The following is a 22,717-nucleotide window of genomic DNA, read 5'->3' as shown; positions in this document are numbered from 1 at the left end:
ACAGCATCTGGCAGGAAGTCTGCGTCTATCGCGCGGACTTAATCGGCATGTCAAAGATCTCGCCACTCATGAGGAGAGCGATCTCGGCGGCGGGCAGCGGCTTCTGACATTCGGACAACGGATTGAGCCAGAAATTAGAGTCAGGCAACATTTCGAACAGATTGCGCGCAGCGGCGCCAAGGCACACCTCAGGCTGCTTTATATAGTCGTAGATGCGCTTCTTTGAGGTGAAGGTGGGGTGCCATTTCATGTTCTGGAAGTCGACCGTTGCAACGTTGATCTCCTCCTGAAATTTGAGCGAGCGACGGCGTCCAGGTTTCATCGGCGCTTCCGGCGTCAGAATGTAGATCTCCGTCGCGAGCAACGCGCGATAGAATGCTGGAACGATGCTGGCGTCCCTTGCGGCAGCCTGCATCAGGGCTTCGAGACCGTTTTCCGGTTCAAACATGGCGACACTCCCAATTGAACCCGACGAGGGGTTGGACTTCAGCGCCTCCAGTTACAGCCGGATCGCGCTGTCGCCGCAGAGCCTTCGCCACGATTGTGCTAATCCTTGTTGCCGCGCAGGGCACGATAGATCGTATTGCGCGACACGCCCAGGCGGCGCGCGGTCTTGCTGATGTTGTTGCCCGTTTCCGCATACGCGGTCAGCACATGCGAGCGCTGAATCTCATGCAGATTGGCCTTGAGCCCACCACCCACCGCCTTGCCGGTCAGGCGCTCGCCGCCTGAATGTGCAAGTACGGACTCGACCGATGTCTCGTCGATCAGATCTCCCGGCTCGGCAAGCGACAATCGGGAAAGCACGTTGCGCAGTTCGCGGATGTTTCCATCCCAATCGAGTTCGGCCAAACGATCAATCGCCCCTGCGGTCAAATCCATCAAGGGATCGATCTTGTGGATCAAATAGCGCGCGATCTCGGCGAAATCGGAACGCTCGCGCAAAGGCGGTAACGTCACCTCCAGCGTGTTGAGACGAAACAGCAAATCGGATCGGAACCGGCCCTTCGCAATCGAGTCGTCGAGATTGGCATTGGTGGCAGACACCAGGAGAACGTCGACCTGACGTTTGGTGCCACCGACCGGCCGGACAGTCCAATCGTCCAGAAAGCGCAGCAGCACGGCCTGCAACGTCACCGGCATGTCGCCGATCTCGTCGAGGAAGAGCGTTCCGCCGTCCGCTTCCTTGAACAGTCCCGCCGCGCCGCCCTTTTTTGCTCCCGTGAAAGCGCCTTCGGCATAGCCGAACAGCTCCGCCTCGATCAGACTGTCAGGGAGCGCTGCGCAATTCACCGGGACGAAAGCGCCGGCCCGTCCACTGGCGGTATGAGCATGGCGGGCGAGTTGCTCCTTGCCGGTGCCGGTTTCGCCTCGGATCAGGATCGGCATCTTGCGGACCGCCGCGACTCCCACCCGTTGGACAACGGAAGCGATCGCCGGATCGGCGGAGACGAACTGGGTGGGAACGTCCTTGGGCGTCGACGGCCGAGGCCGCGAGATGGCTTGCATCATCGAGGACTGGCGCGCGTTCTCGATTGTTGCGACGAACTGGCTACCGACCTCGTCCTCGAGGCGCTGGCGTTCCTTGCGCCGGCCTTCATCGACAAAGGCGTTGAATTTCGTACGAAAGACGTCGGCGAAGCGACGACCCGGCAAGGCTGGCAGGCCATGCAGCAGGACGCTTGCGGCCCTGTTGGCTGCAAGGATCCTGCCCTCGTTGTCGACGGCCAGCAGGCCCGCGCTCAACGTATGGAGATATTCGCCGCGGCTATGGAAAGCGATCAGGATGTTTCCGCGGTGATGTTCGCGGAACAGACCATTCTCGATCTGGGTTGCCGCCATCGCGACGAGCGCCTGGGTATGCGCTTGCCTCGACATGCAATCCGATGACGCATCCAGTATTCCGGCCAGTTCGCCATCGGGCGCGAAGATTGGCGCCGCGATGCAAGTAAGATTGTGGTAGCGCGAGAAAAAGTGCTCGCCCCCGTGAACGACGATGGCCCGCTTGAGATACGCGGCGGTGCCGAGGCCGTTGGTGCCGCAAATGGCTTCAGTCCAGATAGTGCCGGGCCGAATGCTCGCTGCGTTCGAGGCATCACTGAAGCTCGAGTCCGAGATGATGTCGAGCAGCAGGCCGTTGGCATTTGCAAAGGCGATCATGAAATTGGAGCCGGCAATCTGCTGATGCAGCGTGTGCATCTCCGCGAGCGCCAGGCCGCGAATCAGTGAGCAGCGCTGCTGCTCCTGGCGCAAAACGGCGGTGCTCACGAACTCGGGCGAAGGAGGGCGCAATGTATCGAGACCAAGCGAAATGCAGCGCATCCAGCTGTCGTAGATATCGGCCGATAGCAGCTCTGCCGGCGGCGCGCCGCGCTGATCGAGCGTCATCCAAGCATTATCCATGCGTCGGCTGGCGGTCAGCATCATAGCTCCTCCGGGAGTCGCTGCTTGGCGATTTCCTCTTGGTCGTAGCCCGGTTCGGGTCGTTCTCGCGTGTGACGCGGTTCTCACGATCATAGATCAAACAATCAAAAATCCAAATTTCTGCTCACCCGCTGTTGCTGCCGTCGAACTGTTCCGTCTCGGAACAGTCGCGCGCAAAGTCTGCTCCGAGGCGGATCGGCGCGAGCACTCCCGAGATCGCAAGAACAATAGAAAGATCAGGCCGTTGTGCGCTTGGCACAGCCCTTGCTCAACCTTTCAGCAAGCTGGCGATCGCGTCAGATCGACAGAATAATAATTTTGCCGGGGAGGCGTTTAATGAAAGCGGCGGTGCTTCATGAGTTCGACGAGAAGCTGACGGCGAAGGAGTTCGTCAAGTTCGATGACGTAACTGACCCGAAGATCTCGCGCCCGATGGACGTGATCGTGCGCATCGGTGGTGCCGGCGTCTGTCGCACCGATCTGCACATCGTTGAGGGCATCTGGCGCAGCAAGGTCGACGTCAAGCTTCCATACATCATGGGCCACGAGAACGCCGGCTGGGTCGAAGCGATCGGCCCGGGTGTCGAAGGGATCAAGGTTGGCGACAGCGTAATTTGTCATCCGCTGGTGACCAGCGGGCATTGTCTCGCGTGCCGGCGCGGCGACGACATGCATGCGCTGGACAGCTCGTTTCCCGGCATCAATGCCAATGGCGGCTATGCGCAGTATCTGCTGACGGGGCAGCGCTCCCTGATCAAGCTGCCGAAGTCGCTCGCACCGAAGGATGTTGCTCCCTACACCGATGCCGGGCTGACGGCTTATCGCGCCGCGAAGAAGGCATCCCGTCATCTGTTACCCGGCGAACATGTCGTGGTGATCGGCGCCGGTGGGCTGGGCCATATCGGCGTCCAGGTTCTCGCAGCGCTCTGCGCGGCAGAAATCATCGTGGTCGATCGCGCCGAACAGTCTCTCGAACTCGCCAAGAAGTGCGGTGCACATCATGTCGTGAAGGCAGACGGCAACGAAGTCGAGGCGGTGCTGGCGCTGACCGACGGGCGCGGCGCGGAGGCCGTGATCGATTTTGTTGGCGAGGGTGACGCTATCGCCAAGGGCCTGTCGATGACAGCGAACGCCGGCTACTACTACATCGTCGGGTATGGTGGGAAGATCGATATCCCGACCATCGACATGATCACATCGGAAAAGACCATCGTCGGCAACCTGGTCGGCACATACGCCGAGCTGGTGGAGCTGATGGCGCTCGCGGATCGCGGCCTCGTCGAACTCCACACCAAGGAATACAGGCTGAGCCAGGCCAATGACGCGCTTCACGATCTGCATCATGGCCGCATTCATGGCCGCGCGGTCCTGATCCCTTAGGGCATGTGCCGCGACATGCAAAGCCTCGGTCCAGATCATCGAACGAGAGTGGTGCGAGTGACAAAGGACAGCCGATGCCGGCCACCGATCACCGCCGAGGAAGCCGCTGAATTGCAGCGCGCCCGCGATCGGATGATTGCCCGGGACAGGCTGATCGACGAGATGGTCGATAACAACGAGATGCAAATCAAGAATGAGTACGCGCGCGGCGGAGCCGAAATCGAACTCGCGTGCGCCGTGCGTAGCGCGGCGCGCGCCGACGCCGGAAGCGACGCGCATGCTGAACTGGAGCGAGCGGTCGCGCGCCTGGAGATGCTCCGGGAGGAGCATCGACGCCTGGTGGCCGAGCGTGAATGGCTCGACACGTCCCTGCTGGAGATCGACAACGGTCCTTCGTCCGGCGACCACCACCGTTGGGGGCACGCATGATGAGCAGGAGCAACGCAACCATGATTGCATCAAAGCAACAGGCACAAATGCCGTCTCCGCAACCGGACATGAGCGAGGAAGCCGGGTCGAAAGACGCCTTCTTCATTCAGCTGGCGGAGATCGCGGAGGCCATGATCGCCGCGCACGGCAGGGATTTCGCTACTGGTGCGCTGGTCCTCTCGGCGAAATTCGTTGCCGAAGGCAAACCTCTCATCAAACGAGCCAACGGAGGTGACGAGACCGTCAGCGCCGAGAAACCGGGCTGACGTGAAGCGACGAGTCAGCAGATCAATCAATCGATTTAACGGACTCAAAGTGTGTTTTGCGGCGGAGAATTTCAACAAAGCGATCCAGGGGTTTGACCCGGAACCGAAGCGAAAATGCTGAAGATAACGCAACGTTCAAAGGAGCTGGAAATGTCTGCAAGTCTGACACTGAACAAGATCACCGCGCAGAAGGGGATCAGCATCGCTGAAGCGGCCAACCGCGTCGCGGACCTTGGTTGGACGCCAAGCTACGTGCAGGAGGCGATGACTTTCCCGACCGACTACAAGATCTCGAAGACACCGCGCGACCCGATGAAGCAGGTCCTGCGGTCATATTTCCCGATGCAGGAAGAGAAAGACAACCGCGTCTATGGCGCGCTGGATGCGGCGTTGCGCGGCGACATGTTCCGCAATGTCGAGCCGCGATGGGTCGAGTGGATGAAGCTGTTCCTGGCGATCATCCCGTTCCCGGAGATCTCGGCGGCGCGTTCGATGGCGATGGTCGGGCGGTTGGCGCCCGGCGAGGAATTGCGCACCGGCTTCACCATGCAGATGGTCGACGAGTTCCGGCACTCGACGATCCAGATGAACCTCAAGAAGTGGTACATGGAGAATTACATCGATCCAGCCGGGTTCGATATCACGGAAGCCGCGTTCGGCAAATGCTATGCGACCACGATCGGCCGCCAGTTCGCCGAGGGCTTCCTGACCGGTGACGCAATCACCGCGGCCAACGTCTATCTGACGGTCGTCGCGGAAACCGCCTTCACCAATACCCTGTTCGTGGCGATGCCGTCGGAGGCGGCGCGCAATGGCGACTATGCATTGCCGACCGTGTTCCTGTCGGTCCAGTCGGACGAATCCCGTCATATCGGCAACGGTCACTCGATGCTGATGGCGATGATCAACGATCCGTCGAACCACCAGTTGCTGGAGCGCGATCTGAAATACGCCTTCTGGCAGAATCACGCGATTGTCGATGCCGCGATCGGGACGTTCATCGAGTACGGCACGACCAACCGCGACAAGAACAAGGAGTCCTACGCCGAGCTCTGGCATCGCTGGATCTACGAAGACTATTACCGGACCTACATGTTGCCGCTCGAGAAGTACGGCATCAAGATCCATCACGATGACGTCGCCGCCGCCTGGGATCGGATCGTCAAGAAGAACTATGTCCACAAGACCGCGCAGTTCTTCACGGTCGGATGGTCGGTGAACTTCTGGCGTATCGAGGCCCAGACCGAGCGTGATTTCGAGTGGTTCGAGCACAAATATCCGGGTTGGTACGCCGAATTCGGCGATTTCTGGAAATGGCACGCCAAGCTCAGCGTGCCCGGCGAGACCAACATCCTCTTCAACAGCGAGGTGGGCTATTCATACCCGCATCGTTGCTGGAGCTGTATGGTCCCTTGCCTGATCCGCGAGGACTTCGTCTGCGACGAGGTCGACGGCAAGATCTACACTTACTGCTCCGAAGGTTGCCGTTGGACCCACAAGGTGGCGTTCGCCGCGGAATACGAGGGCCGCGCGACGCCGGCAATGGGCCGCTTCAGTCGTCGCCGTGAATGGGAGGACTGCTATCACGGCTGGGACGTCGCCGACGCGATCAAGGATCTCGGTTTTGTCCGGCCCGACGGCAAGACCATGATCGCGCAACCCCATCTGCGCTTCGACTCCAAGGACATGTGGACGCTCGATCACGTGCGCGGACACACGCTTGGCAGTCCGTTGCGTGGCTTCAGAGCGCTTTCGCCGATCGAGCGCGAGGTGGCGACGGCCGAATACCGAAAGGGCTTCAAGATCAATCCCTGCCACTAAAGAGATGATGAGGGGGAGGGGCCGCTTTCGGCGGCCCCTCTTGCCGGGACCGGCAACGGTTTGCCGATCGTTCTGTACAACTGCCACGACGACAGGGCCGGGATAATGACGGACGTGCGGGTTCACAAGGTTCGTTTCGAACCAGTGGGTATCGAGATGGAAGTGGAAGAGGGCGAGACCGTCCTCGATGCCGCATTTCGTCAGGGCATATCGCTGATGCATGGCTGCAAGGAAGGTCAGTGCGGCAGCTGCAAATCAAAGCTGATCGAGGGGGACATCGAGCTTCTGAAATACTCGACCTTCGCTCTGCCGGATTACGAGAGCGAGACCGGCCACGTCCTGCTGTGCCGGACGCATGTCTACAGCGACATCGGTGTTGAATTACTCAACTATGACGAAGACCTGCTCAGCCGTTCGATCGCGGTGAAGGCATTTTCCGGCCACGTGGCAGGGATTAGCGCGCTGACGTCAGACATCAGATTGCTGGAGATCGAGATCGAGAGGCCGATGAAGTTCTGGGCCGGCCAGTACGTCGATCTGACGCTTCAGGATGGCACCATCACCCGCGCCTTTTCGATGGCGAACCCGCCCGGAGAGGGCACTAATCTCCGCTTCATCATCAAGAAATATCCGAACGGGGCATTCTCGTCCCAGCTCGATGGGAAATTGGCCGTCGGCGACGCCGTGATCGCCAAGGGGCCGTATGGCACCTGCTTCCGGCGGGAAGAACGTCCGGGGCCGATGCTGCTGATCGGCGGCGGCTCGGGCATGTCGCCGCTGTGGTCGATCCTGGCCGATCACATCGGGAGCGGCGAGCAGAGACCGGTCCGGTTTTTCTACGGAGCGCGTACCCGCGCCGACTTGTTCTACCTCGACGAGCTCGCGGCCATCGCGGCGCGGCTGAACGATTTCAAATTCGTGCCGGCACTGTCGCATGTGGAGACGGGTGACGGTTGGGACGGCGAGACCGGACTGATCCACGAGGTCGTGCTGCGCCATCTACGCGAGGAGAAGCTGAGCGGCGCCATCGACGCCTACGCGTGCGGGCCGACGCCGATGATCGACGCCGTATTGCCCGTGCTGCAAATGAACGGCGTCGAGCCGGACCACATCTTTTTCGACAAGTTTACGCCGGCGGTGCGATGACGGCGTTCAAGGTTCGTCGCAGAACAGAATGGCAGAAAGGGAGTAAGCAATGAGCGCGCAAACGAGCAGAGCAGCAGCGACCAAGCCTGCGGCAATCGTCAAATCCGGAGCCGCGGGGGCAGCGGTTTTCCCGGGCTCCGACAGCCGCAAGTACAACTACTTCGAACCGAAGGGGCGCAAGGCGACCCATTACGAAGACATGACGGTCGATGTTCAACCCGATCCCGAGCGATATCTGCTGCAGGACTGGATCATCTCGTTCCCTGACGGAACGCCGACCTATTCTAAGGACTGGACGGCGGCAAAAAGCTCGAACTGGCACAAATTCCGTGCTGTCGACCAGGAGTGGGAGCGTACCCATTACCAGCGTCAGTCGACGATCTGCGGCATGGTGCAGAACACCATCGAGAATGGCCGGAAATCGGGCGCGCCGACCCGCTTCGATCCCGCCTGGGTGAAGATATTGCAGAACCATCTCGGAGCCTACAAGCATGCCGAGTTCGGTCTCGGCACCTCGACGATGCAGGCGCAACGTTACGGCTACACGCAGATGGTCAACAATGCGATCTTGACCAACTCGTCCTACAAGCTTCGCTTCGCGCAGGACATCACTCTTTATCTGAGCGAAATCGGCCTCGACCTTCCAGGCTTCGACATTGCCGCCGGCAAGAAGCACTGGCTGGAAGATCCGATCTGGCAAGGCGTGCGCAAGTCGGTCGAATCAGTGATGGGTTCAAACGACTATCTCGAGCAATATTTTGCGACCAATGCGGTGTTCGAGCCGCTGGTCGGCGAACTCTTCCGCTCAGGCTTCCTGATGCAGGCGGCGTCTGCGCAGAACGACTTCATCACTCCGGCTGTCGTCTCCGCTGCGGAGGCCGACTATGAGCGCAATCTCGCCAACACCGTCGAGCTGTTCCACATCCTCGGCACTGATCCGACCTTCGGGGCGCAGAACCTTGCGTTGTTCAACAAATGGTTGGCCAATCATGCCGATCTCGCGCTCGATGCCGCCAATCATTTGCAGCCCATCTGGTCGCAGCCTCGGGTCAAGGTCGCGGCTTTCGCCGATGCCATGGCACGCGCGAAGAATCGTATCAGGGGTATCGCCACCGAGCTTGGCCTGACGGTTCCGGCCGGACTGGCGTCGTAATCGGCATCGCTTCACGCCCTCACACTCAATCCTTCTGGAGACCGACATGCTGCACGAGAATGACAACATCTTCAAATCGATGAAAGACATCACGTTCGAGGACACGGTGTCGCATCAATGCGGAGTGACAATGAACGATAGCGTCGAGGCGCGCGCTATCGCCGAAGTCATGAGCCGTCATGAACACATCAAGGTGACCTACATGCCGGCGATGATCCGTATCGATGGCGACGGCAAGATGGAATTCAAGATGGATGAGATTTCCGAGGAGTTGGGCCGCGTCATGACCCCGCATCTCTTCGAGATTTCAACCTCGACGCATTACGGCCGCATGGTCATGACGGATGACAACACCGTCATGCTGTTCGGCGACATGAACGAGATGATGAAATACATCGTTTAATGATCGCCAGCGAACCAGCCTGGCCGGCACCAGAGCCGGCCGGGCTCCTTTCGACGACATCAATCGCGCCTCACAACAACACGCAATATCCAGCGGAGCGGGAGTAACGCCATGTACAGGACGGCCAAGGGTGAAGAGATTTTTGTCATCGATGGGCATACGCATTTCTGGGATGGCAGCCCGGCCAACCAGAAGAACATCCATGGCAAGCAGTTCATCGACTGCTTCTACGCCTATCACTCGAATCTGAGCCCGCCGTCGGAGAAATGGGAGAAGGAGAAGTTCGAGAAGTACGACGCCAAGACGATGTTCGACGACCTGTTCGTCACCGGTTACGACGACATGGCGATCCTGCAGCCGACCTATCTCACCGACTTCTACAAGAACGGCTTCAACACCACCGAACGAAACTCGGCGATGAAGAAGAGCCACCCGGACCGCTTCATCCTGAACGGCGCCTTTGATCCGCGTGACGGTACCAAGGGCATCGAAGACCTTCATGCGCTCGCCGAGAAGCACAAGCTGAAGGGAGTCAAGCTTTACACCGCCGAATGGCGTGGCGAGTCGAAGGGCTACAAGCTCACCGACAAGGCGTCCTACCAGTATCTCGAGGCGGCGCAGAAGCTCGGGATCAAGAACATCCACGTCCACAAGGGGCCAACGATCATCCCGCTGAACCGGGACGCGTTCGATGTCGCGATATCGATGACGTCGCCACCTCGTTCCAGGATTTGAACTTCATCGTCGAGCATTGTGGCTTGCCGCGCCTTGACGACTTCTGCTGGATCGCGACCCAGGAAACCAATGTCTATGCCGGCCTCGCGGTGGCGTTGCCCTTCATCCATTCGCGGCCGGGGTACTTCGCCCACGTCATTTCCGAACTGCTATTCTGGGTCGGACCGGACAAGATCCTTTACGGTAGCGATTATGGCATCTGGACGCCGAAATGGCTGATCGACAAGTTCATGGCATTTGAAATTCCGGCCGACGTCACCAAGGAGACCGGTTCGGTGCTGTCGATGGAAACGAAAATCAAGATCCTCGGTCTCAATGCCGCGCGCATCTACGGCATCGATGTCGAAGCGCAAAAGAAGAAGATCCAGGCGGGCGGCGGTTATGCCCACTTGCCCGAAGCCGTTCACGCGCCGAGGTGATGGCCATGAAGCGTGGCGTTGAGGGGAGGGAGTGGCCGAGAAGCCATTCGTCAGATGACAGGCAGGCGCAGATATGGGCCTGCCTGCGAGACGTGATGGACCCGGAACTCGACGAGTCCGTCATCGACCTGAATTTCGTGACCAGGGCCGATGTCGACGCGAAGGATCGGGTCCACATCGAGTTCCGCTTGCCGACCTATTGGTGCGCTGCCAATTTTTCGTTCCTGATGGCGGACGACATGCGCCGGTCCATCAGCGCGTTGGACTGGGTCAAGGGCGTCAGCGTGGTCTTGGGTGAGCACATGTATGCCGACAAGATCAATGCGGGCCTCGCGCAGGGGCGCTCGTTCCAGGAAACGTTCGGCGCCGAGGCCGATGGCAGCCTCGATGATCTGCGTCAGACATTCCTCGTCAAGGCGTTCCAGCGCCGGCAGGTTGCGCTACTCAGTCACCTCATCGCGCTGGGGCAATCGCCGGCAGAGATCGTGAGCCTGACGTTGACGGAGCTCGGTTGCCTGCCGCTCGACGATGCAGGTGAGACGCTGATTCAGCGCTATCTCGAGCGACGTGCCGTCGTAGGTCCGGCAAGCGGTGGTGAACCAGCCTTTGTCGATGCGAACGGAGCGCGGCTGAAAGCCGACGGCCTTGCCGCATACCTGTCGAATCTACGGCGCGTGGGCATCAATGCTGAATTCAACGGCGCACTGTGCCGCGGCCTGCTTGCCGCGCGGTTCGACCTCGATACACCGTTCGTACCGAAATCGAGGACGATGCCGGCGTCGCCGGGCACGTAACAGGTGCCGTGATGCGGGTGCGCAGCATCGATAACAAGTCCAGACCAGACGACCTCAAGGCAAAGTCGGGGATATAGAATGCCGAAGATCATGTTGCACGATGAAGCTGCGCGGGCCGCGCTGGGCCGGGGCGTCGCCAAGCTCGCCAAGGCGGTACGCGGAACGCTGGGTCCGAGGGGCATGAACGCGATCATGGACCGACCGATCGGCACACCGATCGTATCGCGCGATGGCGTCAGCATTGCCAGCGAAATCGAACTTGAATGCCCGTTTGAGAATATGGGCGCGCAGGTGTTGCGTGAGGTTTCAGCGCGAACCAATGAGGTGGCGGGGGACGGCACCACCACGGCCACCGTGCTGGCCGATGTTCTTGTGCAGGAAGGCCTGAAATGTTTAGCAGCCGGCGCCAATCCGGTCGAGCTGGTTCAAGGGCTGGAGCTGGCGGTTAGTGAGACCATCACGGCGTTACGACGGTCGGCGCGACCGCTGCAGGGGTCTGCTGGCCTGCGGGCTGTTGCGAGCATTGCCGCCAACGACACAGGGCTTGGCGATATGGTCGGCGAAGCCTTCGAGCGCGCCGGCAATCACGGAATCGTCGCGGTGGAATTTGGCAACACGGTCGAGACGACGCTGGAAATCGTTGAAGGCATGGCCTTCGATCGCGGCTATCTTTCACATCATATGGTCACCGATGTCGAGAAAATGCAGGTGGTTCTCGACAGTCCGTTCATCGTCATGACCGATCTCAAGATCCAGACCGGGGAGCAACTGGCTGGTGTGATCTCGCTCATCGAAAAGAGCGGGCGACCTTTGCTGATCATCGCCGAGGAAGTGGCGCCATCTGTCATCATGCAATTGCTGGCGCGTCGGGAGAAATCCAATTTCAAGGTTGCCGCGATTCACCCGCCGGAGTTCGGCCATTGGCGCAAGGCGATGCTCGAGGATATCGCGATCGCGACCGGAGGGCGCGTTATCTCGGCCGATCTAGGCGGAAGGCTCGAGAAGGTGGAGCTGCACGACCTCGGGTCCGCGCGCCAAGTGCGCATTTCCGCCTCGAAGACCCTGATCACGGCGGGAGGTGGCGATCAGAAGGCCATCGCGGCGCGACGCGAGCAGGTGTTGCGCCAATACGATGCCGCTCCCGAAAATATTGAGCGGGACAAGTTCCAGGAGCGCATCGCAAAACTGTCCGGCGGCACAGCGATGATTCTTGCCGGCGGCGCGACGCCGGTCGAGCAAAAACGCCGGACCCAGTTGATCGAGGATGCGATCAACGCGACCCGCGCCGCGATCGAAGAAGGCATTGTGCCGGGCGGGGGAGTGGCTTTGCTCAGGATCGCTGCAAGGCTCGACGAATTGATCAGTCGTCTGGACGGAGGCGCCAGGCAGGGCGCCGAGCTGCTGCAACGCGCGCTCAGCCGGCCGCTTTTCTACATTGCCGCCAATGCCGGCCTGAACGGAGAGGCGGAAGTTGCGAGAATTGCCAAGGCCACGAATGGCCACGGGCTCGACGTGCGCAATGGTTCGGCGGTCGATCTTGTCGAAGCTGGCATCATCGACCCGGTCAAGGTTTGCTACAGCGCGGTTCGCAATGCGGCATCGGTGGCCGGACTGATCCTGACGACTCAGACCTTGATCGCCAAGAAGCCAGACGACTACGATCCGACCGCCGGCCCGGCCCGAGGTGGTGGTGCCGAGCTGCTTTGAACGGAACAATCATCGGTTCGAAGCGACCGGCGCTCTGTCCATAACTGGGCATGCTGCGATACTCGCAGCATAGGCGCTTCGAGGCACTATGGCATCACTCGGGCTTCTTCTGCCCCAGTGCGCGATAGATGGTGTTTCTTGAGACGCCGAGGCGCCGCGCGGTTTCGCTGACGTTTCCGGCGGTCTCGGCATACACAACGAGGATTCGCGCGCGGTGGATGTCGTGGAGCGATCCGGACTCCGTTCCAGGGTGTTGAACGATGCTCTCCGCGCTGGCTTCGTTGATAGAGCCGCCCGCAGCGGCAAGGGTGAATCGCGCCAGAACGTTGCGGAGCTCGCGGACGTTGCCAGGCCATGGACGTGCGGCGAGATGCGCAATGTCCGTCCGCGTGATCTCGCAATTCGGGTCGATCGCATTGAGCAGATGGCGAACGATGGCGTCAAAGTCGTTGCGATCCCGGAGCGGTGGCAGGTTGACCTCGAGCGTATTGAGACGATAGAGCAGGTCGGATCGGAACCGGGCTTCGGCGATGGCCTTGTCCAACCTGGCGTTGGTCGCGGAGATGAGAAAGACATCGACCTTCGATCTGACGCCGCCGACGGGGCGCACGGTCCAGTCGTCAAGCAGGCGCAGAAGCACCGCCTGCAGCGCGACGGGCATGTCGCCGATCTCGTCAAGGAACAGCGTGCCGCCGTCGGCCTCCTTGACCAGTCCAATCGCGCCGCCGCGCCGCGCCCCGGTGAATGCTCCGGCGGCATAGCCAAACAGCTCGCTCTCGATCAGGCTTTCCGGCAGGGCGGCGCAATTCACTGGAACGAACGAGCCGGTCCGCCCACTCGCCATATGGGCGTGGCGGCAAGCTGTTCCTTGCCGGTTCCGGTCTCGCCTCGGATGAGGATGGGCATCTTGCGTGCTGCCGCGGTCTCGACTTGACGGACGATGGCTCGGACCGCGGGGTCGTCCGCAACGAAGCCGGCGGCCATGCTCTGAAGAGACCGTGGTTCCGGCTTTGAATCCTTTCGGGCAGATGATGAGCCCGCGGTCTCGCGACCGTCAGATTCGGATCTCGATTTCTGGACGTCGCGATGCGTGATCAACTGGCGTCGTCGCGCATGCAGCACCACGATGGCGCCGATGCCGGAGCGTTCGTTCTCGACGAAGTTGAAGCTCGCGTTGGGAAGCAGCTCTTTCAACCTGCTCGGCCACTCATCGAAGGGAACCGTCTTCAAAAAGCGGGTTGGCGCGTCGTTGTGAATGCCGTGGCGATCATGCTGGAGTGCGTTCAGAGCACGCTCGGTGGCGTGGAGGATCATGCCACGACGATCGAGCACGATGCATTCATCGTTCGCCCATTGCGATCTCCTGCCGAGAAAGCGGCACAGCAACTCCTCGTGTTCCTGTCGGACCGATTGGGCCAGAACGCTTTCCACGTGATGGCCGACCGCGACGGCCAAAGCCAGGCTCTGCGGATTGAAGGTGCTTGCAGGACCCGAGATGTCGACCACGCCAAGCAGTTCGCCATCGGTCGGGTCATGAACCGGGACGGCAGCGCAAGTCCACCGCTGAACCTCCGAGCAGAAATGCTCTGTACCGTGAATTTGGACAGGTTTCGACTCCGCTATCGCAGCGCCAATCGCGTTGGTGCCGATGTCGGCCTCGCTCCAGCGACCTCCGTGTTCGAGATGGACTGCGCGGCCGGCGTCGATGACCCTGTTGTCGCCCTGCGTATCGATGATCAGCCCACTCGGATCGGTGAGGATCATGATTGAGTTTGCATCGCGCAGAAATGTTTTTGAGTTCTCGAGAGCGCAGCGGGCGGCATGACGGAGCGACGCGTATTTGGAGCGATGACGAAACAACTCGGCGTCCGCGACGAGCGGCGCTCGCGCACGGTCGACGGTGACGTGATGGTTCCTGGATCGCTGCCACGACGCTGCGACCGATGATCTCAAGTCGGATGACAACGCTCCGCGCTCGACGAACTTTTCCCACGCCGCCAGCACTTCTCGTTGGTCCATCCCGGCTCCTCCGACGTGAAAGGTGCTGGACCGCTCATGACGGACCCTGCGATCATTCACCTGAATGCGGGGGAGTGCCTGACGCAACTGCCGGTTCGCTCACGTAAAGTCCGACGGTAAGACCCTTCCAGGCCGCCGTGACGGCCGTCTGAATCGGATTCCATATCCGTCGCACCCGCCGTGAAGACGACCGCGCCTTCCGATCAAGCAACCCCTTCAGCGTTCCACGTCCCGAACGTCCCGGGCCTTTCTCTCAAGCCCGTTGGCCAGATCAGCCTATACATTTTGAATGGTTCTAGCAAAGGTAGCGATCGAAGTTCCGCTGGGCCGCGGCTCGATCTATTCGAAAATCCGGGCTAGGCGCGCAGTAGTGCGGCGCAGCATCAGGGAATTGGGCGGCGCGGGCTAGTATCTTCGGCCATCCACACGGGCCGCAGCTATGGACATCGGGGTGATTCACTTCCTGAAGAACGTGATGATGGCGGGCGGACTGCTCCAGATCGCGGCTTTCGGTGCGGGCGCTCTCAGCATCGACAACCGCGCGAAGAATACGGCGCCCTACCCCGAAGCCGCCGTCACCAGCTAGGCTGAATTCGAATTCCGCAAGGCTGTTGAAAAACCCCAGTGGTCTCAATGACTGTTGGGGCTTCATTTTGCAGACGGTCGGAACAGCTTGGTTCCGCGAGCTCAAATCACCGGGGTTTAGGGGCCGATCCAGACGGTCATGCCCGGCTCAAGGCCTGCTAACTCTCCCTTGTCTCCCTTGGGGTCGAGGCGCAGGCGAAGCGTGTTGCGGTCATGATCGCCAATCACCCGCTCGGCCTGCCAGGTGGCAAACACGCCGAGCGGTCGAAGTTCAGTGATGACCGCCTTCGTCGCGCCATTAGCGCCGTTCCGCATCACATTCGCTGTCTCTCCCATCGCGAGACGATCGAGATGATCCTCGCGCACGTTGAACGAGAGCCATTGCCTGCCCGCCGCCTCGACCATCAGGATCGGTTGGCCCGCGCGAACATTTTCGCCAACCTCGGCGGCGATGACGCTGACCACGCCGTCGGCCGGCGCGCGCAACACCATCTTGTCGAGGCGGCGCTCGAGCACGGTGACCGCGGAGGCCGCGGCCTGCACCTGCGCGTCGGCGATCGCGCGCTCTTCCCGGGTTGGTCCCGCCACCGCCGCATTATAATTGGCCTGGGCCTCCGCCACGCCGGCACGCGCGCTTGCAACGTCGTTCTCGGCCTGGTCAAGCGACTGTTGGGATTCGAAGCTCTGGCGCGCCAGCGTGCTGGTCCGGGTGAGCTGGGCCTGTACATAGTCGAGGCGGGCGCCGGCCTTGGCGATGGCGGCTTTCAGCGAGTCGACCTGTTCGCGGCGCACGCCGGCATAGACGTTGTTGCGGCTTGCGACGGCGGACGCGAGCGCGGCACGCGCCTGGTCCGCCTGAGCCGTCAACTCCACCGCCGAGAGCCGCGCCACGACGTCGCCGGCTTTCACAGAGGCACCCTTCTCGACCGCGATCGAGACCAACTGGCCGTTGACCTCCGGCTCGACCCTGATCTCGGTCGCGCGCACGACGCCGACGATGGCTGCCTGCGGTGCCGAGTGGCGCATGACATAGAGCAGCGCGCCCGCCGCGACCAGCGCGAGCGGAATCGCGACGAAGGCGGCAGGTCTAAGGTTGGGCATGTCCCTGTCTCCTCCTGACGGCAAATGCCGAGATCACCGCGAGCGCGAAGTAGCCGAGCGCCAGGCACCACAATGCGAGCCAGTCATGCGCAACCTCCCAGATGCCGGCGCCGAGCTGGTTGACGCGCACGAGGCCGTCGATCGCGGAGTCGGCCGGGAATAACCGGCCGAACGCAAGGGCCACGTCCGGAATCGCTTCGCGCGGCCATGCGAAGCCGGCCATGAAGAACTGCGGCAGGCTCGTCGCCAGCAGCAGGATGGTTGCGTTCTCCGGTCGCGTGAACCAGGCCCCGACAGCCTGACCCATGAAACTCGTCGCCAGCAGGAAGACACTCGCGAGCGCGAGAATCTGCGGAAGATGGCCGAGCGTGGAAAAGCCGTAGATGCGGGGCAGCACGATGACGTAGAGCGCGAGCGCAGGAAGGTAGACGGTCAGATGCGCGATGCCGCGGCCGAGCACGCCGGCAAAGGCTGCGCCTCCGCTCGCCAGCGCCGTGCCGGTCAGCATCGCGGCGCCGATCAGCAGGGTCTGCTGCAGGATCAGGATGAACGCCGCCGGAACGACGTAGCTCGCATAGCCGCCCACCGGGTTGAAGATCGGCTGCAGCAGCACGTCGGCCGGGCTCGAGCTTGCCAGCTTTGCCTTGACGAGGCTGCCATCCGACCGCGCGCCGCGCGAAACCAGCTCGGACGTCAAGGTTCCGATGGCGGTGGCGACCCCGCTGGCGCTCGATCTGAAGATGAACAGATAGGTTGCGTCCGCATAGACGGGGATGTGGGCGGTGATGCCCTTGAGCACGTCGCGTTCGGTGTCGGGTGGAATCTCGACGGCGGCAAAGGCCTGCCCGCGATCGATCGCGCTACGCGCCTCGGCGAGCGTTCGGGCGCGAACCGTCACGCTTAATGCGCCGCTCGCGTCCAGCGTCTCGACGATCTGCCGGCTGAGATTGCTGAGATCGTTGTCGACGACCGCAATCGGAAGCTTGCGAAGGATCTGGTTCAGATAGGGCTGCGGATAGTAGATGCCGTAGACCAGGGGAGCGAGAAACAGCAGAGCGAAGGCGCCCCGCGTTCCCAGCACGCGCCGCCACTCCGCCACGAAGGCGCCGCCGACGCCGCGCGGTGTGGAGATGACCTCGTGTGGCTCGGCAGGCCGCGCTGTTGCAAACCATCCCTTGCGGGTGACGTTCGCCATGCGCATCCACGCCAGGCCGGCAAAGAGCAACGCCAGGCCCGCAAGCGCCGCGAAGGGAAGGGCGGAATCCGCGACCGGCAATCCCCGCGCGGCTTGTCCCAGCAGGACGGCCATGTACCAGCGAAGCGGCAGGATCGCGCTCCATGTCTGCGCAAAAGCATTCATGCCGATGGTGGGAAAGCCGACGCCGGCATAGCCGAACGCGGGCGAGGCAATGAGGCCCGCAAGCCCGAGTCCGGTGGCGAGATCGCCGACCAGAAGCTGGAGCAGGGCGCCGAGCGACAGATAGGCGATGATCAACAGCGAGGCAGCAGCGATCATCAACGGCAAGTCGCCCTTGAAGGGAATCTCCAGCACGCCCTCTAGGAACAGCGGCTCGGCCAGCATGATCAAAATGAAGAGGCAGAACAGCGGCGCGAGCTTGCCGGCCAGCGCGACAAGCGGATCACCGCCGGCGCTTTCGAGCCAGGCCCGCGCGTCGCGGCGGCGGAATTCGGAGCCAACGGAATAGCCGGCGGCAAGGGTAATCACCACATGGATGATGGTCGGTAGCAGCGCGCGCAGCAGGAACTGCGCGTAGTTCTTCTGCGGATTGACGAGCGCCATGGTCTCCGCCTTGAGCGCTCCCAGGGACGCTGGCGCAGGTGCCGCGCGACTGGCGGGAGCGGCCACGGCTGCCGCGGCGGAAAGTGAATCGCTCAGACCCGAGGATGCGATGCCGGAGGGAGTCAAAAACTGCTGGTTGTAAAATCCGACGATCTGCGGGCGGCGCGCGGCCTTCAGGTCGCGCTCGAAATCCGGCGGGATGTAGACGGCCGAAATCGACTTGCCGGAGCGTATGTCCTGCACGGCCGTGGACAGCGTGCCGGAGCGGTCGACGATCTTCAGGCTTGGCGACGCCGCAATGTATTCCACCAGGGCGCGCGACGCGTCCGACTTGTCCTCGTCGACGACAGTCACGCCGAGCCCGCGGATGACCGGATGGCTAAAGACCGTGGTGAGAACCACGAACGCGAACAGCGGCACGCCGAAGATCAGGAGCAGCGCCACGCGATCGTGAAACAGCCAGCGGCACTCGCGCCGCGCGACCAGCAGAAATCCGGGCTTGGGCGCCGGCCTCATGGCCGTGACCGCCAATCCAGATAGGCGCTCATTCCCGGTCGCAGCTCGGGCACGGGTTGCACCGGATAGGCACGGATCGAAAACGTCCGCAGGTCGAAATCACCCGAAGCACGCGTGGCCCGCCAGCTTGCATATTCGCCCTTGGTCGCGATGAGCTTGACCTCGACTGTCACCGAGCGGTCGCCGAGGGCGGGAATGCGGACATCGAAGCGATCGCCGACCTTGAGGCCTTTGACGAGATCCTCGCGCAGATCGAAATGCACCCAGAGGTCCGCGAGATTGATCAAGGTGACGAGCGGGACGCCCGGCGAGACGTATTCGCCGGGTTCCACATTACGCTGATAGATCTGCGAGGCTACGGGCGCATAAACCACGAGCTGGTCGATGATCGACTGGACACTTTGGATATCGGCACTGGCCTTTTCGACATTGGTATTGGCAATGGCCCGCTCCTCCTTGGTGTAGCCATTGACCGCCTGCGCATAGGCCGATTTGGCCTGATCGACCGCGCGTTCGCTTTCATGCAGCGCATCGGTTGCCTGATCGAGGCGCGCTTGCGGCGCGTTGCCTTGCTCGGTCAATGTGTGCGTGCGGTCAAAGGTCTTTTGCGCCAGCACCAGCGCCGCCTGGGCGCGCTCCATTTCCGCCTTCCGAGCGGCAATGACTTCCACCCGCGTTCCGACGAGAACGTTGGCGAGCTGGGCGTCCGCGACAGCCTTGGCCGCCTTCATCTGCTCGTGCTTGGCCAGCGTTTCCGGATTGTCGATCTGGACCAGCACCGCGCCCGCAGCAACGTTCTGGCCGCGTTCGACGGGAATCTTGCCGACCCGTCCGTCCACGCGCGCCGCGATATCGAGCCGCGTTGCATCGACCTCGCCTTGAACGAGCAATGGTTCGGGTCGTAAGAGATAGAAGGCGGAAAGCGCGACGACGGCAGCCGCAACGACACCGACGATGATGGAAGGAGTACGTGTTGGGTTGCGCGTGGTTTTCGCCTGTTCGTTAGCCGGCTCGTCGGGTGTGTTTTGAATGTCCTTGTCAGAGCTCGGCGCGTCCATGCCTGACTCCCTTTCTCGTGACGGGATGGCCCACTCTATTCGGTTGCCAGGCCCCGTCGCAATCGCGAAGCGGTGCGGTACTTTCAATACTCCGCGACGTGCCGGCGGCCATCTTATTCGGATTGCTCGTCGGGCAAAACACCCGTCACCCCGTCACCCCCTTGTTGCGGCTTAGCGCGGGTCCGTCCGCCCATCGTCCGGATCGCTCTCCGGCTCCCGGATCAGCACCACCGGCTCGTCATAGCCTTTGCGGCTGCTGTAGAACACCAGCGCCATCAGGCCGACGCCGACAACCAGCGAGAACACCACGCCGAGCACCAGCGCGACATAGCCGGACGCCGGCACGCTGGTATCCGTGCTGGTCCAGCCGAGATAGCCGAGAACACTCGCGGCGACGAGCATGGCGCACAACACCGCGATGACCAGCCATCTGGCGAGCTTGCTGTCTTGCGCCTCGGGCGGCGCCGGTTGCCCGCTGGTCACGTTCATGAACCTCTCCTCGCGCGGCCGTCGCGTCGCGCTTACGGTGCGGTGGCCTTGGCCGCGATCGCATGCAGTGCGGCGGTCATCGCGCCGATGGCCGTCTTGGCCGGCTCGCCGACGCCGTGACGGCCGGCGAGATAGGCCGGATCGTTGTACGACAGCCAGGTCGCGCCTTGCTCGTCCTGCCAGACCAGCGCCTTCAGCGGCAGGTCGATGCCGGCGGTCTGCGCCTGCTGCATCAACGGCGTGCCGCCCTTGGCGTTGCCGAAGATGAGCAGATCAGTCGGCCGCAGAGTCATGCCGACGGCGGCAGCGCCCGCGGCGTGATCGACATGGGCAAACACGGTGAGGCCTTTGGCCTTCACCTCGGTCTCGAGCCGCGTCATCGTGTCCTGCGGGCCAAAATTGCTCTTGATGGTGATAAGTCCGTCTGTAGCCATTGCCTGTGTCTCCCAGAAACATGTCGCGACCAGCGCGAAGATCCCGACCAGTGAGATGAGCCTCATGATGTCAGCTCACTTCATGCGGAATAATCGCGCCGGGTCGAATTCCGGCTCCGGAATGAAGCCGTCGCGATTGGGCATCCTGATCTTCGGCAAGGACTCCTTGTCGACCTTGCCATCGGCGGGAACGATGCCGTTGAGGCTCAATATGTAGGCGGTGACGGCATAGGTCTCGTCGGTGCTGAGCGAGCCCGGCGTCGGATACGGCATCGCGCGATGAATGTAGTCGAATAGGGTCGTCGCATAGGGCCAGAAGCTGCCGACGGTCTTGACCGGCATGTTGGAGGCGAGCGTGCCCTGTCCACCGGCGAGACGATCTTTGATGCCGCCCTGGCCGTTGTCGCCATGACAGGCCGCGCAATTGTCGGCAAAGATCTGCTTGCCCTGCACCGCCGTGCCGCTGCCGTCGGGCAGGCCCTTGCCGTCGGGGCCGACGTCGATGTCCCACAGCTTGATTTCCGGCGGCGTCGCCGGACGGCCGAAATCGAACGCCAGCGCGGGCGCCGCGAGCAGGCCGGCGGCGAGGATGCCGGCGAGAAACAGCTTGTCATGCGAGGACATTGCGGACCCTCCCGGCCTCGTCGATGCTCCAGGTCTGCTGGGCGTTGTAGTGAAACAGCGCGTTGGTCCCCATCGCGGCGATGAAGGACTGCCGGTCCGGCTGAACGTTGCCCTGGTCGTCGGTCGAGCGGCTCACGATTTTTGTCGGCTTGCCGTCCCAGACCCAATCCATCTGGAAGCGCACCTGCGCCTTGGACAGCACCGGCTCGCTCAATTGCGCGGGTTTCCACGTCTTGGCGCCGTCAGTGGAGATCTCGACCTTGGCGATCTTGCCATGACCGCTCCAGGCAAGACCCGAGATGCGGTTATAGCCCGGCTGGATCTGCATCATGCCCGATGGTTGCGTGATGACGGAGTTGGTTTCCATCCGCAGCTGGAACTGCCGCGCCTTGCCGTTGGCCAGCAGCTGCGTGTAGCGCGCCGTCTCCCAGCGCGTCATCCAGGGCTCGCTGCCGAACTTGAGGCGGCGCAGCCATTTGATGTTGAGGTTGCCTTCGAAGCCCGGCATCACCAGCCGCATCGGAAAGCCGTGCGCGGGCCGCAGCGGTTCGCCGTTCTGGCCGTAGGCGACGAAAGCCTCGTTCACGATCTCGTCGGTGAGGGGAATGCTGCGATCGACGCCCGCGCCGTCGCCGCCCTCCGCCAGCATCCAGTTCGAGCCCTTGTCCTTGGCGACGAGGTCGATCAGGAATTTGAGCGGAACGCCGGTCCATTCATTGGTGCTGACGAGGCCATGCGTGTTCTGCACCGTCACGTCAGGATCGGCCTTTTTCCAATTCTCCCAGCCGTTGCCGGTGCATTCGATGAACGCCACGCGCGTCACCGACGGCATCCGCTTCAGATCCTCGACGCTGAACACCAGCGGCTTCTGGACCATGCCATGGATGAGCAGCCGGTGCTGCGCGGGATCGATATCGGGCACGCCGGAATGGCTGCGCTCGTAATGCAGGTCGGTCGGCGTGATGTTGCCGACGAGCTTCTGGTGCGGCGTCTTGGAATTGATGGCATCGCCGGGATCGACGTTGCGCTTGCCCGGCGTGGCCTCGGGGATGCGATCGAGTTTTGCAAACCGGGAGCGTTCGCTGTGCGCGCTGAGATCGGCGCCGGGCCCGCGATCGGGGACGTCGGCGAGCGTCTCGGCGCCCGCCGCCTCGGTTGCCACCGCGCCAAGGATGCCCGCCGACAGGCCTCCCACGAAGCCACGGCGCGACACATTCGCAGGCCGTGGCAACAACTCAACTGGCGTCTTGGACGTCATATGATCTCCCCTCGATGAACCTGTTTTTTGGAAATCCCTGCCGCCTTCATGCCGTGACATTACCGAACACCGTGAGGATTGCTCGTTAGGATGTGTTAAAAGCCATGAGTACTGGTCCACTCATGCGCGGGACGGCCCGCTCGTACGGTAGATGC

The 22,717-nt window shown here is 62.0% G+C and carries 20 protein-coding genes and 2 pseudogenes; 11 read left to right on the top strand and 11 right to left on the bottom strand.

Annotation, left to right across the window (positions count from 1 at the left end; all coding sequences use genetic code 11):
* Positions 1 to 25 precede the first annotated feature (25 nt).
* Together CT676_RS26245 and CT676_RS26240 are read right to left on the bottom strand one after the other, a co-directional pair.
* Entirely contained in the window at positions 26 to 448 is a 423-nt protein-coding gene (locus CT676_RS26245; protein ID WP_135215640.1) for an SseB family protein, read from the bottom strand.
* Positions 449 to 546: 98 nt separating this feature from the next.
* Positions 547 to 2,427 (bottom strand): sigma-54-dependent Fis family transcriptional regulator, encoded by a 1,881-nt coding sequence (locus CT676_RS26240; RefSeq protein WP_244623269.1) that lies wholly within the window; start codon positions 2,425 to 2,427, stop codon positions 547 to 549.
* A gap of 333 nt (positions 2,428 to 2,760) precedes the next feature.
* Between CT676_RS26240 and CT676_RS26235 the strand changes: the two genes are divergently transcribed.
* From CT676_RS26235 to CT676_RS26190, 10 genes and pseudogenes are all read left to right on the top strand, one after another.
* Entirely contained in the window at positions 2,761 to 3,804 is a 1,044-nt protein-coding gene (locus CT676_RS26235; RefSeq protein ID WP_135215639.1) for an NAD(P)-dependent alcohol dehydrogenase, read from the top strand.
* A gap of 57 nt (positions 3,805 to 3,861) precedes the next feature.
* The gene (locus CT676_RS26230) at positions 3,862 to 4,233 is read left to right on the top strand and encodes a hypothetical protein (protein ID WP_244623268.1); all 372 of its coding nucleotides are present in this window, start codon (positions 3,862 to 3,864) and stop codon (positions 4,231 to 4,233) included.
* Between the two features lie 20 nt (positions 4,234 to 4,253).
* On the top strand, positions 4,254 to 4,499 hold the full coding sequence (locus tag CT676_RS26225; RefSeq protein WP_063629851.1) for a hypothetical protein: 246 nt from the start codon (positions 4,254 to 4,256) through the stop codon (positions 4,497 to 4,499).
* Positions 4,500 to 4,649: 150 nt separating this feature from the next.
* Complete coding sequence (locus tag CT676_RS26220) at positions 4,650 to 6,320, top strand: aromatic/alkene/methane monooxygenase hydroxylase/oxygenase subunit alpha (protein ID WP_135215638.1); 1,671 nt, start codon at positions 4,650 to 4,652, stop codon at positions 6,318 to 6,320.
* 105 nt (positions 6,321 to 6,425) lie between these two features.
* Positions 6,426 to 7,466 carry a 2Fe-2S iron-sulfur cluster-binding protein gene (locus CT676_RS26215; RefSeq protein WP_135215637.1) on the top strand — a complete coding sequence of 347 codons (1,041 nt, stop codon included), beginning with the start codon at positions 6,426 to 6,428 and terminating at the stop codon, positions 7,464 to 7,466.
* A 49-nt stretch (positions 7,467 to 7,515) separates the two neighbouring features.
* A complete protein-coding gene (locus tag CT676_RS26210; protein WP_135215636.1) occupies positions 7,516 to 8,619 on the top strand; it encodes an aromatic/alkene monooxygenase hydroxylase subunit beta in 1,104 nt (367 codons plus the stop codon).
* A gap of 46 nt (positions 8,620 to 8,665) precedes the next feature.
* A complete protein-coding gene (locus CT676_RS26205) occupies positions 8,666 to 9,022 on the top strand; it encodes an MmoB/DmpM family protein (protein ID WP_028150059.1) in 357 nt (118 codons plus the stop codon).
* 111 nt (positions 9,023 to 9,133) lie between these two features.
* Positions 9,134 to 10,176: pseudogene (locus CT676_RS26200) on the top strand (amidohydrolase family protein).
* On the top strand, positions 10,176 to 10,970 hold the full coding sequence (locus tag CT676_RS26195; RefSeq protein WP_135215635.1) for an iron-sulfur cluster assembly protein: 795 nt from the start codon (positions 10,176 to 10,178) through the stop codon (positions 10,968 to 10,970). The pseudogene CT676_RS26200 and the gene CT676_RS26195 overlap by 1 nt, the downstream one beginning before the upstream one ends.
* A 78-nt stretch (positions 10,971 to 11,048) precedes the next feature.
* Positions 11,049 to 12,677, top strand: a complete 1,629-nt coding sequence (locus tag CT676_RS26190) for a molecular chaperone GroEL (RefSeq protein WP_135215634.1) — start codon at positions 11,049 to 11,051, stop codon at positions 12,675 to 12,677.
* A gap of 94 nt (positions 12,678 to 12,771) precedes the next feature.
* On the opposite strand, the gene CT676_RS45360 is transcribed toward CT676_RS26190, so the two are convergent.
* Together CT676_RS45360 and CT676_RS45355 are read right to left on the bottom strand one after the other, a co-directional pair.
* Positions 12,772 to 12,873 carry a helix-turn-helix domain-containing protein gene (locus tag CT676_RS45360; protein WP_244623272.1) on the bottom strand — a complete coding sequence of 34 codons (102 nt, stop codon included), beginning with the start codon at positions 12,871 to 12,873 and terminating at the stop codon, positions 12,772 to 12,774.
* Positions 12,874 to 13,197: 324 nt separating this feature from the next.
* Positions 13,198 to 14,441, bottom strand: a pseudogene (locus tag CT676_RS45355) (sigma 54-interacting transcriptional regulator); the annotation flags it as partial.
* A gap of 694 nt (positions 14,442 to 15,135) precedes the next feature.
* On the opposite strand from CT676_RS45355, the gene CT676_RS44295 reads away from it, so the two are divergent.
* Positions 15,136 to 15,282 (top strand): hypothetical protein, encoded by a 147-nt coding sequence (locus CT676_RS44295; RefSeq protein WP_167768157.1) that lies wholly within the window; start codon positions 15,136 to 15,138, stop codon positions 15,280 to 15,282.
* Positions 15,283 to 15,398: 116 nt separating this feature from the next.
* On the opposite strand, the gene CT676_RS26180 is transcribed toward CT676_RS44295, so the two are convergent.
* The 7 genes from CT676_RS26180 to soxC form a co-directional block, all read right to left on the bottom strand.
* Positions 15,399 to 16,382 carry an HlyD family efflux transporter periplasmic adaptor subunit gene (locus CT676_RS26180; RefSeq protein ID WP_135215633.1) on the bottom strand — a complete coding sequence of 328 codons (984 nt, stop codon included), beginning with the start codon at positions 16,380 to 16,382 and terminating at the stop codon, positions 15,399 to 15,401.
* Positions 16,369 to 18,699, bottom strand: a complete 2,331-nt coding sequence (locus CT676_RS26175) for an ABC transporter permease (RefSeq protein ID WP_135215632.1) — start codon at positions 18,697 to 18,699, stop codon at positions 16,369 to 16,371. The genes CT676_RS26180 and CT676_RS26175 overlap by 14 nt, the downstream gene beginning before the upstream one ends.
* Positions 18,696 to 19,757: an efflux RND transporter periplasmic adaptor subunit gene (locus CT676_RS26170; RefSeq protein ID WP_135215631.1), complete on the bottom strand. Its 1,062-nt coding sequence runs from the start codon at positions 19,755 to 19,757 to the stop codon at positions 18,696 to 18,698. The genes CT676_RS26175 and CT676_RS26170 overlap by 4 nt, the downstream gene beginning before the upstream one ends.
* Before the next feature lie 171 nt (positions 19,758 to 19,928).
* A complete protein-coding gene (locus tag CT676_RS26165; RefSeq protein WP_135215630.1) occupies positions 19,929 to 20,246 on the bottom strand; it encodes a hypothetical protein in 318 nt (105 codons plus the stop codon).
* Between the two features lie 32 nt (positions 20,247 to 20,278).
* Complete coding sequence (locus tag CT676_RS26160) at positions 20,279 to 20,746, bottom strand: DUF302 domain-containing protein (protein ID WP_135215629.1); 468 nt, start codon at positions 20,744 to 20,746, stop codon at positions 20,279 to 20,281.
* 9 nt (positions 20,747 to 20,755) lie between these two features.
* Positions 20,756 to 21,304 carry a cytochrome c gene (locus CT676_RS26155; RefSeq protein ID WP_135215628.1) on the bottom strand — a complete coding sequence of 183 codons (549 nt, stop codon included), beginning with the start codon at positions 21,302 to 21,304 and terminating at the stop codon, positions 20,756 to 20,758.
* The gene (gene soxC / locus CT676_RS26150) at positions 21,291 to 22,562 is read right to left on the bottom strand and encodes a sulfite dehydrogenase (RefSeq protein ID WP_135215627.1); all 1,272 of its coding nucleotides are present in this window, start codon (positions 22,560 to 22,562) and stop codon (positions 21,291 to 21,293) included. The genes CT676_RS26155 and soxC overlap by 14 nt, the downstream gene beginning before the upstream one ends.
* Positions 22,563 to 22,717 lie beyond the last annotated feature (155 nt).

This window comes from Bradyrhizobium sp. MOS001 (assembly GCF_004634465.1).
In the GTDB taxonomy this organism is placed as follows: Bacteria; Pseudomonadota; Alphaproteobacteria; order Rhizobiales; family Xanthobacteraceae; genus Bradyrhizobium; species Bradyrhizobium barranii.
Note: the sequence above shows the minus strand (reverse complement) of the source record. Positions and strands in the feature narration are given on the sequence as shown.